Origin of the sequence: Pedobacter sp. GR22-10, from assembly GCF_026239715.1 — a bacterium.
Classification (GTDB): domain Bacteria; phylum Bacteroidota; class Bacteroidia; order Sphingobacteriales; family Sphingobacteriaceae; genus Pedobacter.
The window spans coordinates 25,222-38,347 of the sequence record NZ_JAPIVR010000001.1 but is presented as its reverse complement, the minus strand read 5'-3'; the positions used below and the strand labels follow the sequence as shown (position 1 = coordinate 38,347).

Sequence of the window (13,126 nt, the reverse complement as noted above, 5' to 3'; positions counted from 1 at the left end):
TTTGATTTTAGCTGTATCCTGACAAAAGACGAGAATGATTTTTAACGATCCCACCAAACCCTCGAAGTCAGTACATCTCCACCTGGCATCCTACTTACGGCATCTCTGTAATTTTGTGGATTATTCAGAATCTCTGTTGAGAGGTAGATCATTCGCCTCGGAATAGTGGCATTCGTTACGTTTCCTCTATAGTTCACCGGAACCAGCTTAGGATAATCACTCCGCTTCCAGTTTAACCAGGCTTCAATAAAATTAAAGTTAGTGCCCGTAGCAATCCAGTATTGTGTATTTATATTATTTAGTGACGCTTCTGTACTGCTTTCATCAAGGAGATTTTGGCTAACGAAATGGTTAATGCTGGTTGCATTTACTGTAGCTAAGGGATCTAATTGAGCAAGAGACTGGATAGCACCCGCTAGTCCATTGGCATAGTGAATTGGTGCAGTTCCTTCAATATTCCATCCCCTTACTTTAGCTTCTGCCAATAGAAACTCAGTTTCTGCATAGCTTAATATAAAAATTGGTCCGCCGAGTTTGAGGTATACGTTGGTGCGTGGCCTAGAATATTTTCCAAGCGGAGCAAAATCACTTCCACTCCCTGTACCGCCGGGATAATCTGGAGCCTGACTGATATCCGTAGCCCCGCCTTGTAAATCATATCCATTCGGAAGCCCCAGCTGAACACTTGCGTCTGTATTTCCGGTGAGGTTTTGATCTGCGCTTTTTGCCAGTCCATCATTAGGCACTTCTCCTATTACGCCGAGCCTGGGGTCATTCGTCTTGCGGAGCTGATCAATCAATGTTTTGCTCCATCGCACTTCGAGATAATCTGAATAAGTTCTGAGTGCAAGTGAACTTCCATTCTGGCTCTCAAAAGAAGAAGCATCAGTAATTAAAATTGCATTATCACTAATGTTAGCAAAGGTTTTACCCGCTGCCTTTTCAGCCCAGACTTTCGCCTTTTCCGGATTTACTTTGGTTAATCTCATGGCAATACGAAGCATTAAAGAATAACCAAACTTTCTCCATTTATTGATATCGCCTTTGTAAAAAAGATCGGCAGTTGGTCCGGGTTTGTTCGAATCAAGCTGAGTTGTTGCAGTTTCGAGATCATTCAGCATCTGGTTATAAATAGCTTCCTGCCGATCATAAACCGGAAATTTGATTCCTTCGATCGCTTTTGCCGCTTGCGTGTAGGGTACATCTCCGTAGGTATCAGTAATTCGTTGTAAAATCAATACAAACATGATATCGCCAATTGCTATTAAATTTTGATTGGCGCCCGGGTTTTTCAATTTAGCCAGTCGCTGCATCTCCCGGATATAGGAGGCATCTTTATAACCTTCGTCAAAAATCCTACCCTGATAATCGGTAAAACTGCCGACGTTTATATATTTATCGCCATTGTTATAATAATTGTAAGTAGAAGCAAACAGTTGCATCATCGTACTTTGATACAATAGCTGGTAATAACCGAGATTGGCATATTTCAACTGCGCCTGCGAGAGTAAATTGTTAGGATCGAAATTCTCTTCGGTAAGTTTGGTTGGGTCAGTATTAATCTCATCCAGTTTCGACTTTGAACAACCATTCATTAAAACGAGAAATGAAATTCCTATTGCACTTATCCTTTTCCAATTCATGGTTTATCTGAATTTAAAGTTAAAATTGATTCCAAAAGTCCGGGTGGCGGGTAGTGAAGCCCCCTCTATTCCTGCATAACCAAGTGTTGGCGAAAACTGTGATTCAGGATCAACATTATCACTGTATTTAAGCAAGGTAAATATATTTCGTGCAACCAAATCTATGTTGACACTGCTAAAAGGAGTATTTTTAAGAAATTGATTCGTAAAAGCATAACCCAACGTGGCCTGACGGAGTTTTATGAAACTGCCGTTGAGTACTGATAATGCCGAAACATTCGTAGCCAGTTCGGGATAGTAAGCGTAGGCCGGAACATTTACCGTATTCCTTTGGCCACTTTCGGTTACCCCATCTGCAACAATACCGGTTTCCCGACCCACGAGTGTTGCTTTATTAAGTCCTTGTACATAACTGTAATATGCTGTTGCAGATAAAATTTTATTGCCGAAACGATAGTCGATTAAAAATGACAGATTAAACTGTTTGTAAGTGATGCTATTGGTGATTCCTCCGTATAAAGCGGGCATGGTACCACCCATCGGGATAAAATTACCCCGCTTCGGAATCCCATCGGATCCGATGATAACATTTCCACTGGCATCGCGGAGGTAATCGTAAGCCATAATCTGCGTAATCGGTTTACCAACAACCAGTGCCGTATTGGCATTCAATGGCCTGTATGTTCCGGTGAGCGTATAATTGCTATTCCCGTCTATAGAAAGTAACGTATTTTTCACCTTCGTCATGTTCAGGTTAATCTGCCATTTACTATTAGTTGTTAAGAGGGGTGTATAACCGAGCGCCAGTTCAATTCCCCTGTTCCGGGTAGCACCAAGATTAACATAAGCAGAGGTAAAACCTGTAGTTACAGATTGCTTGGCATTGATGATTTCGTTATGGGTAAGGCGGTTAAAATAGGTAAAATCAATATTAAAACGGCTATTAAAAAATTTGAGATCCAGACCAGCTTCTATTTCATTCAGGGTAAAAGGCTTCAGGTTGTAATTAGGCAGGTCGCCGGAAAAGCCGCCTATTGGCGTTCCATTTACATGATGATCAATGTTGTAATAAATCTGCGTGGTATAAGGCATGATGGGTTCGCCACTGGTTTTGGCAAAATCTAATCTTAGTTTACCGAAATCCAGGCCTTTCCATTTCAGCAGATCTGAAAAGATGAAACTGCCTGATACACCGGGAACGAAAATTCCACGGTTATTGACTGGCAAGGTAGAATAGATATCATAACGGCCGGTTACGGAGAAATTGAGAAAACGTAAGTAACTCAAATCTGCTGTGTAATAGGCCGATTCCGTGACAATCCTGGAAACATTGAACATCCTGGTACTGCTGATTAGATTTTCCGGAACGTATAAATAAGGTGTGATAAATTGCGAGCCTTTCAACTGTTCGCCATTGCCCTTTCTTTCTCGGTAATTTGCACCCAGCGAGAGTTCAAGGCTCAATTGATCGCTCAGTTTTTTATTTGCGCTGAGTAAAACATCACTGTTAAATTCAGCAGTTTTGTTTTGATCGTAAGCATTGATACCACCTTGCCTGTTAATCGAAAATGCCGTTCCGGTAGGTAAAATACTCACCACTTTATCTTTACTTAAATCATAGCCAACCCGTCCCTGAAGCGACATCCAACTTGCCAGTTGATACCTCATCACAGCAGAAGTAATGTAGCGGTTTCGGTTGGCGTAATCGGCTTGCTTATTCATTAAAAAATAAGGGTTCGTTTTATATTCATCGGCATTCCATCGCCGCTCGAAACCGGTTTCTGAATCAAAACCAGGGGCGAGAATCGACTGATCCAGGCTGGTAGCTAAAGCTGAAATCCCATAGTTAGCATTTAAAGGTCCGTCGCTTAAATAACTTTTATTTTTATTCCGTTCATCAATATAATTTCCGGTCAGGCTTAATGAAAGCTTCTTGGTTAGTGCCAGACTTCCGTAAAAATTGATTGATTTTCGGTTGAGTGCACCATTGGTTAAAATGGAATTATAGTCTAAGTTAGAAACTGAAACCCGGTAATTATTGCTGGTATTTCTGCCCGTAAGTGAAAGGGTATTGGTAACTGCAGGTGCTGTTCGATAAAAAGTCTGGATGTTATTTTTCGCCGGATTATATGGCCGCATGGAACCATCAACCTGCATGGTTAATTGTCCGTCCATGATTTCTCCCCAACTAAGCAAACCCGTGTTAATGGCATTATACAAATCTGAAGGACGTTTATTCTGCGCACCCTGACCATAAAAATATTGATAATCGGTGGAGTTCACCGGAATATCAAAAGCCAGATTTGCGTTATATTCCAATTTCGGATCGGCAGTTTCCCCACCACTTTTAAGGTTAATCAGGATTACACCATTTGCGGCCCTTGCACCATATAAGGCCGAAGCGGCCGAACCCTTCAGAATCGTGATGGTTTCAATATCATCAGGATTGATGTTGCTGATACCGTCGCCATAATCGGCACCACCATATTCGTTGGCACTTCCCCTGATACTATTATCGATGGGTACACCGTTGATCACAAATAAAGGTGAGGCGGCAGTCATGCTCGAAACACCACGAATCAATACCCGCGCCGCAGATCCTGGTCCGCCATTTACACCAGTGATATTCAAGCCGGCAACCCTGCCCTGCAAAGCCATGATTAAATTGCTTTCTCTTGCTTTTGAAATGGATGATCCTTTGATAGTTGTTAAAGCATAGCCTACTTTTTCATTATCTTTTTCAATCCCCAGAGCGGTAATTACAACCTCTTTCAATACACGACCGCTATCTGCTGGTAATTTCCCTTCAGCCGTTTTTCTGATTACAATTAAATTATTTGGCAACAGCGAATAGGCATAACCGCTATTGCGCAGCAGTTGATCCACTACTTTGAGTGTTTCCTCTTTTTCTACTTTAACGGAAACCTGATGTTTCGGAATTTGCGCTTCACTGTAAGCGAAGTGATAAATGGTTTGTTGCGATATGGAGGTGATCACCTCCTCAAAATCTGCATTGTTAAAGTTGAGCGTAACCTTTGTTTGCGCAGCTGCATAAAACGGAAAAAGCATTCCGATAAATAATACGACTTTTTGCAGCAAACCCATGGCCACAAATATACGTGGCTAATGCTTTGTACTAGCGGAAGATATAGACATTTTTACCCTTTATTGAATAATTAAAGTTTTCAATGAATTTTAATGCATCTAACGCTTCATTAATATTTTCTTTCGTAAAGTGAGCGGTAAACTTCATCTTTTTCAAATCGGGATCTTTAAAATATATCTTGATATCATAATGCCTTTCAAAAAGCCTGGAAACCTGATCGAAATTTTTATTTTTAAAAACGAGTTCATGGCTCGTCCATGCAGTTTCTTCTACACCGCCACTTTCAGTTTGACTTACTAGGCCTTTGCCATCTACCAAGGTGAATTTATCATTTGGCCGTAAAGTAAAGGGTTGTTTATCGCCATTTTTAAGTGCAATCTCAACTTTACCGCGGATTAAAGTAGTTTCGGCGAAATCATCATCAGGATAGTTTTTAACATTAAAAGCAGTCCCCAACACTTGCACGTCCATTTTTTCAGTATGCACAATGAAAGGATGTTGCGGGTCTTTTTTTACATCGAAAAATGCTTCTCCGGATAGATAAACATTTCTATCATCGCCACTAAACTTTTTCGGATACCTGAACAGGCTTGCAGCATTAATTTTGACAACAGATCCATCTCCAAGTGTAATCGTTTTAATATCAGCGGCTTTAGTCTGCGCTTTCACTAAGACTAAATGGCTGGAATCGTCTGAAAAAAGTGCCTCTCTATAGTATAATAAAACGGCTCCTGATACGATGGCAACCATGGCAGCAATTCTTAACCAAAGGAACCTTTTACTTTTTAAAACTTTTAATCGGGTTTCAGCAGGAGCCTGAATCTGGCTTTTAATGCGATCGAAAACCACCTCGATATTTGCTTCTTCTTCCGTTTCAGATTCCAGGTAATTTTGCAACAGTTGATATTCTTTATTTAATGCTGCATGATTTTCTAAAAGTGATTTCAGTTCCATAGATTCATCCGCAGAAATATCTCCGGCCAATTGTTTTCCTAGCAATTCTGTAAATCTCTGATCTGTCATTTTAGTTGTGGTTCTATTTAAAGGTTCCTGTTTTTTTGAAAATTGCCTACAAGTAAGATAAAAAAGATAAGGAGCCCAAGAGCATCAACAACGAAATTATTGTTCCGCTTGGGGTTTCGCCAGACTCCATTTCAGCTAAGGGTTTCAAAATTAACCGAAGTTTGGCAAGTGCTCTGAATAATTGCGTTTGCACGGTTCGGGGTGAAATATTAAGCAATTCGGCCACCTCTTTATATTTCAGTCCGCCTTCTTTAATCAACCTGAACACCTCCCTGGCCTGGGGTGCCAAAGTTTCAATGGCGAGATGAAGTTGTTGATGAAGTTCTTTTGTTTCAAGAATATATTGCGGCGTTTGTGCTGTTGCCGAAATATCTTCATCAACATCTGCTAAATCCATAAACGTAACTGATGATTTTTTTTTAAGGTGTTTTAGCGATTGGTTTTTAACTGCGATAAAAAAATAGCTTTCAGGGTTTAAAACGTGTGTACTTGCGCTACGATTTTCCCAGCACTTCACAAAAACCTCTGTAACCAGATCTTCAGCTGCTTGTTTATCACCAACATAATAAATGGAAAACTTAATCAGCCGGCTATACAAAAACCGGTACAGCTGCTCAAAAGCGTTCATATCACTTTCCAGGCAAATCTTACTCCATAAAACGACCAGATCTGGCTTTGCTGCTTTCAAATTGATTAGTTTAGTTAATCAAACGTAAAGTAATCAAAAAAAATCTAGTCGGCAGCCAGTTTAATAGAAAAATCTGATTCCTCAAATGGCTGCTAAACCTTATTTAATGCCAATAGCCGCATTTTAAGTAAATGATTATCAGGCCCGAAGAAATAAATATTAAAATCATCAGTTTTTCTGTAGGCAATTTATCCTCATAAATGCTCTTAACTGATAGACCATCCAGATGGATTCTGTATGGCGACTAACAATTAACCAAATAATTATTATTCAAAATTATTCTTCATGAATATGAAAAAATCTTTACAGCTCACTTGTTTATTGCTTTATGCATCAACAGGTTTGTACGCAGCTGCACCAATTAATCATTTTAATCACGCGGTTTCCTTCCATTCGGTTTACCAGGATGTGATTAAAGGAACGGTAAAAGATGAAAAGGGCATTACCCTACCCGGCGTAACTGTTGTGATAAAAGGTACAAAAACCGGAACACAAACGAATGCCTCTGGCCAGTATAGCATTTCTGCTAAAGCCGGTGATGTTTTGGTCTTCTCCTTTATTGGTTATCAAAACAAAGAGGTAACGGTGGGTACAGAAAGTACTGTTGATGTTTCGATGGGTGCTGATTCTAAAAACCTGGAAACCGTTGTGGTAACGGCATTGGGTGTTAAAAGGTCAGAAAAATCGTTAACATACAATACACAGCAAGTATCAGGAGATGAATTATCAAAGGTTAAAAGCCCTAACTTAATGAACTCGCTTAACGGAAAAGTAGCAGGCTTAACCATAAGTCCGAGTGCTTCCGGAGTAGGTGGTTCTGCAAAGGTAATTTTACGTGGTAGCCGTTCAGTGAGCGGAAATAACCAGCCTTTGTACGTGATTGATGGGGTTCCGATTAGCAATAACGGTAATGCAAATGGCCAGCAAAACAGTGTATTTGGAGGTGGTCAGGATGGCGGAGACGGAATTTCCAACTTAAATCCTGATGATATTGCAAGCATCACAGTTTTAGAAGGTGCATCTGCGGCAGCATTATATGGTAGCCAGGCGCAGAATGGTGTAATTTTAATCACCACCAAACAAGGTAAATCAGGTAAAACTGAAATTGGTTTCTCTTCAGGTGTAAATATTGATAACATCGCTTACAAACCGAAGTTCCAAAACAGCTACGGACCAGCATCTGCTACTACGAGAGATAGCTGGGGAAGTGCAATTAATAACACTACAGATAATTTAAGTGATTTTTTCCGGACCGGAATTAATACTTCGAATGCAATTAATCTTTCTGGCGGATCTGAAATTGCACAAACTTATTTTTCTTATTCGAACACTTATGCAAGTGGTATTCAGCCAGGAAATAAGTTAAACAGAAACAACATCAACTTACGCGAAACCGCTAAATTTTTAAACAACAAGTTAACGGTTGATGCGAGTGTAAACTACATCAATCAGCGAATTAATAACAGTCCTACTTTAGGTTTATATTTAAATCCGTTGGTGGGTTTATATCTTTTTCCTCGTGGTGTAGATATTAATCCTTATAAAGAGCAGTATTTGCTTTCTAATAATACAGGTACTGCCCGCCAGAACTGGTTAGGTGGTTCGGCAGATATTAATCAAAACCCTTGGTGGTTAACCAATTTAAATCCGAATACGGCTATCCGTAACCGTTTCTTATTAAGCGGAAGCGTAAAATATGATGTAGCCAGCTGGTTAAATGTTCAGGTAAGGGGAAATATGGACAGAACGACTGATGATTATGAAAACCACAGGTTCTCTGGAATCAACGGAAACTTTAATTCTACCGGAACAGGTTATTTTTCACAAAGCAACCAGACTTTTGTACAAAAGTATGTAGATGCGATTGCAAACATTACGGTGCCATTAACCGGATCAGATTTTAAACTGAATGGGTTAATTGGTGGAAGTATTAACGATCAGAAAACTTCTGGTTTGTCTCTTGCAGGAAATTTATCGGCAGTTGATTTCTTTACGCCATCCAACACCATCGTGGCGCAACCTGGTACCTTTACCGGGAATACGTTGACCAATACTACAGCGATTATTCCAAATCACAATCAGTTGCAGGCTGTTTTTGGTAACGCCAACTTATCTTATAAAGACTGGGCATTTTTTACCGTTACAGGAAGAAATGATTGGTCATCGAACTTATCGTACACGCCAAATAATTCTTATTTCTATCCTTCTTTTGGTTTGTCTTTCATTGTTTCGCAAATGTTTAAATTGCCTGAGGCCATCAGCTATGCAAAAGTGAGAGGTACTTATGCTGAAGTTGGTAATACCGTGCCGCCTTATCTTACTTTTATTCAAAACACTTTAAAAGCAGACGGCGCATTATTGTTCAATACAAACAGGGCGTTTAGAGAATTGAAGCCAGAACGTACGAAATCTTTCGAAATTGGAACAGATTTACGCTTCCTGGCTAACCGAATCAACTTTAGCTTCACTTATTACAAAACCAACACCAGAAACCAATATATTCCGGTAATTGCGCCACCATCTTCATTGGTATCTACCGGTTACTTAAATGCTGGAAATGTAGAAAACAAAGGTATCCAATTCATTTTAGGCGCTGATGTGGTGAAAGGTGACGGATTCAACTGGAACACTTCGATTAATGGTTCTGCGAACCGCAATAAAATTATTGATATCGCATCTGAAGACAGAATTTTTAGTATAGACTTAACGGGCGGCGGTAATAATTCTTATATATCCAGGTTAAAAGTTGGTGGTTCTTATGGTGATATTTATGGCTATACCTTACAGAGAGATGCACAAAACAGAATCATTTTAGGTGGAGACGGAACAAGCGCTTCGCCATACACACCATTAAAAAGCGCAGACTTCAATTACATTGGCAATGCCAATCCGAAATTCCAATTGGGTTGGAACAACAGTTTCAGTTATAAAGATTTCAGTTTGAGTTTCCTGGTTGATGGTAAATTTGGCGGAAAGGTGTTATCGTTAACAGAAGCATTAATGGACGAAGCCGGCGCGTCTGAAGCGACTGGCAATGCCAGAAATCAAGGCGGTGTTAAAATTGATGGTGTGGATACGAGAGGAAATGCAGTTTCTGCAAGCATCAATCCACAAAGTTATTATTCTATCGTTGGTGGAAGATCAGGCGTATCTGGCGAATACATTTACAGCGCAACTGTGGTACGTTTAAGAGAAGCCGCTTTAGGTTATACATTCCCGTTAACCAGTAAAACTTTCAAAAGCATGAAATTTTCAGTTACCGGCAGAAACTTAGTGTACTTCTACAAAAAAGCACCATTTGATCCGGAGCTCACGATGTCGACAGGAAATGGTTTATCGGGTATTGATGTATTCAATCAGCCTGCCACCCGTACTTTAGGTTTCAATCTAAATTTAACATTTTAATTCTATTGAAAAACAACATGAAAACGATATATCAAAAATCTGCTGATAAAGGGATTAAAGGATGGTCTGCTGTTTTGCTGGCATCTTTAATGGCCCTGAATTTTGGATGTACCAAAAACTTCGAGGAGTTTAATACCAACCCAACTGCACTTTCACCAGAGCAAACTACTGCCCTTTTAAAATCTGCAATTGGTCCGATAGAGCAGGAAATTTTTCACAACTATCAAATCGCACAGAACTTAAGTGCTGATGCATTTAGCGGTTACATGATGGCACCAACGCCATTTAACGGCGGTATTAACAACATGAACTATTCGCTTAATAACGGATGGAACAGTACCGGCTTTAATGATCAGTATAATTTCGTGATGGCACCGATTTCTAAAATTGGCCAGAGCGAGGTGAAAACGAAATCGCCTGAGGCCTGGGGTATCGCCCTTTTGGTTCAGGTGATGGCGATGAGTAGGGTGACGGATAAATTCGGTCCGATTCCTTATACGACGGCAGGATCATCTTTAATATCTACGCCATATGAAGATCAGAAAACGGTTTACAATGCCTTTTTTAAGCAAATTGATACCGCAGCGAATAACCTACAGGCTTTTATTTCTGCCAATCCAAACAAAACTGCTTTTTATGATAAAGGAGATTTGATTTATTCCGGCGATCCGGTAAAATGGCTGAAACTGGCGAATTCACTGCGTTTACGTTTGGCCACGCGAATTGTGAAAGCTGATGCCGCTACGGCAAAAATTCAGGGAGAAAAAGCATTAAGTGCGCCGGGTGGCTTATTATCTACGGTTACAGACAATGCTGCGGTTGCCCAATCTGGAACCAGAGATAACGATTTATGGGTAGTTACCGTATCTTATGATGGCGATAATGCTTTGGGTGCTGCTTTACAATCGTATTTAGTGGGTTATAATGATCCACGCTTACCCATTTACGCTACACCTGCAACAGATCCCCAGTTTGCTGGTCAGTATGTGGGCATCAGAGCGGGAGCCAATACTTCGTTTAATGGCTTGGGCAAACCTGGATACAGAAATTATTCCAGCTTAAATTCAAGTGATAATTTAAAATCGCCTGCCGGACAAAAAGCACCTCAAATTTTAATGACAGCGGCTGAAGTTTGGTTTTTGAAAGCAGAAGCTGCTCTTCGTGGATGGGCAGGTGCTGGAGATGCACAAACGAATTATGAAACCGGAATTTCTACTTCACTTCAACAGTGGAATGTAAGTGCTGGAAATTATTTAGCGGATGCAACAAGCAAACCAATGGCCTATGTTGATCCGAAAAACCCGGCAAACAATTCCGCAGCCGTAAGTACCATTACGGTGAAGTGGGATGCAGCAGCTACTAATGAGCAAAAGCTGGAAAGAATTATTACGCAAAAATGGTTGGCGATCTTCCCTGACGGACAGGAAGCCTGGTCTGAATTCAGACGTACAGGTTACCCGAAATTGTTTACCGTAGCGAATAATTTCAGCAACGGAACAATTAATACCCAAACGCAAATCAGAAGATTGCCTTATCCATCTACCGAGTTCGGAAATGGTAACAGTGCAGAAGTGGTTAAAGCAGTTGGCTTATTGGGCGGACCTGATAACGGCGGTACCAGATTATGGTGGGACGTTGATAAGGGGAATTTTTAATTCAATTGATAATAGTTTAAAGGTAGGATGACTGAGGTTATCCTACCTTTTTTTGTGGAGTTGAGCGTGAGGAAGGCGTAAGGATAAGAGAGCAAAAATCCAGAGCAGACAACCAAATACAAACGACAAAAAAACAAGCCAATAGATTTAAAAGGATGAATCCTTATTTAACCACCATACCTTGCGGGCATCCCTCCTTGAGCATAAGAAAAGAAGGAATAAGCTAGTTAAAATCCGGGATCGGAAATAAATACCCTCCAAACAAAATATACGACCAAAGTAAAGTCCAGAAAATATTGAAAATTTGTGCGACCACAAACGTCAACGCCGGCTTGCCTCCCTGCAATTTAACCAATGAAGAAAATTTAGCTTCCATGCCGATGGAAATAAAGGCAATCGCAAACCAGATGGTACGTAAACCGTTCAGTGTTGGCCCTACACCTTTAGCCGTTGCTGGTGAAAGCAGAAATGAAAATACTAAGGATGCGCCGACAAATCCCAACACAAATTTTGGAAAGCGTTCCCAAACAATTTTAAGTCCCGGGCTTTTGGTTTTGACAGCCGAAATTTCACCAGTTAAGTTAGCAGGCTTTCTGTAAGCCCACCAGATGGCAATAAAAAAGGCCGCTACACCGATGAACACATTTTGCGAAAACTTAGCAATCACACCAGCTTTTACAGCAATCGGGCCGACTAAATCGCCAGCTGCGGTTACCGTTGCGGTGGTATCTAAAGTTCCGCCAAGCCAGGCACCCCCAATCACTTCCGGGATTTGAAAGTACCGAACCGCCCAGGGTAAAATCACCATCATCGGGATCGCCATAATTAAGACCAGTGTGGTCACATACGACAGTTTTTTCTTGTCGCCATTAATTGCACCAGCCGCTACAATGGCTGCAGATACCCCACAAATAGATACCGCAGATGCCAGGATGATGCCAAATTCATCGTCTACCTTTAATTTTCGGCTTAACCATAAAGAGAAAAACCAAACGGCACTCACTACAATCACTGCCTGGATAATACCGGGTAAACCTGCTTTAATTAAATCAGCAGATAAAATGGTCGTACCTAAAATGACCAGACCGGTTTTGATATAAAACTCTGAGCGAACGGCTTCCTTTAACCAGGTTGGGAGTTTAATCAGATTGCCTAGCAAAATTCCAATGAGCAATGCAAAAACCACATATTCCAATCCGTAATAAGATACGGTCTTGTTTCCACCGATAATGAAAGCAATATTGGCGAGGAGATAAATGAAACTGAAGCCGGCGGCAAACCGGGCAACGTTTCCGCCGGATAAGGCAATGGCGATACTCGCCAATGCCAGAAAGATCACCCCGGTTTCCAGCATGAGCAGCAGATTCGCCGGAGATAAAATTGTATTAAACAACGCTTCACTTCCACTCCATTTATAAGCAGGTAAGGCGATGGTTGTGCCGCTATTGGTTAAAAATAAAACCGTTGCAATGATGATTGAACCCAAAATTACGGCCCACCAGTCTTCCGTTAAAGATTGTAGAAAGGTCTTCTTATCTGGCGTAATTCCCGCATCGGTTAATGCAGCGCTGTTTTCTGTTGCTGTATTCTCTACTGACATCATTTT

7 protein-coding genes are annotated in these 13,126 nt (G+C 40.7%); 2 read left to right on the top strand and 5 right to left on the bottom strand.

Features of this window, described 5'->3' with window-relative positions:
• Nucleotides 1–41 precede the first annotated feature (41 nt).
• From OQX64_RS00120 to OQX64_RS00105, 4 genes are read right to left on the bottom strand one after another with little or no spacing between them, the layout of a single operon-like run.
• Nucleotides 42–1,643, bottom strand: coding sequence for a SusD/RagB family nutrient-binding outer membrane lipoprotein (locus tag OQX64_RS00120; protein ID WP_265816951.1), 1,602 nt, complete (start codon nt 1,641–1,643; stop codon nt 42–44).
• Nucleotides 1,644–1,646: 3 nt separating this feature from the next.
• Nucleotides 1,647–4,748 carry a SusC/RagA family TonB-linked outer membrane protein gene (locus OQX64_RS00115; RefSeq protein WP_265816950.1) on the bottom strand — a complete coding sequence of 1,034 codons (3,102 nt, stop codon included), beginning with the start codon at nt 4,746–4,748 and terminating at the stop codon, nt 1,647–1,649.
• A 31-nt stretch (nt 4,749–4,779) separates the two neighbouring features.
• The gene (locus OQX64_RS00110) at nt 4,780–5,772 is read right to left on the bottom strand and encodes a FecR domain-containing protein (protein WP_265816949.1); all 993 of its coding nucleotides are present in this window, start codon (nt 5,770–5,772) and stop codon (nt 4,780–4,782) included.
• Nucleotides 5,773–5,818: 46 nt separating this feature from the next.
• Complete coding sequence (locus OQX64_RS00105) at nt 5,819–6,460, bottom strand: RNA polymerase sigma-70 factor (protein WP_265816947.1); 642 nt, start codon at nt 6,458–6,460, stop codon at nt 5,819–5,821.
• A gap of 285 nt (nt 6,461–6,745) precedes the next feature.
• Here OQX64_RS00105 and OQX64_RS00100 point away from each other — a divergent pair, with 285 nt between their 5' ends.
• The gene (locus tag OQX64_RS00100; protein ID WP_265816946.1) at nt 6,746–9,865 is read left to right on the top strand and encodes a SusC/RagA family TonB-linked outer membrane protein; all 3,120 of its coding nucleotides are present in this window, start codon (nt 6,746–6,748) and stop codon (nt 9,863–9,865) included.
• 17 nt (nt 9,866–9,882) lie between these two features.
• The gene (locus tag OQX64_RS00095; RefSeq protein WP_265816945.1) at nt 9,883–11,520 is read left to right on the top strand and encodes a SusD/RagB family nutrient-binding outer membrane lipoprotein; all 1,638 of its coding nucleotides are present in this window, start codon (nt 9,883–9,885) and stop codon (nt 11,518–11,520) included.
• A gap of 223 nt (nt 11,521–11,743) precedes the next feature.
• On the opposite strand, the gene OQX64_RS00090 is transcribed toward OQX64_RS00095, so the two are convergent.
• Nucleotides 11,744–13,123 carry a YeiH family protein gene (locus tag OQX64_RS00090; protein ID WP_265816944.1) on the bottom strand — a complete coding sequence of 460 codons (1,380 nt, stop codon included), beginning with the start codon at nt 13,121–13,123 and terminating at the stop codon, nt 11,744–11,746.
• Between the last annotated feature and the right edge of the window lie 3 nt (nt 13,124–13,126).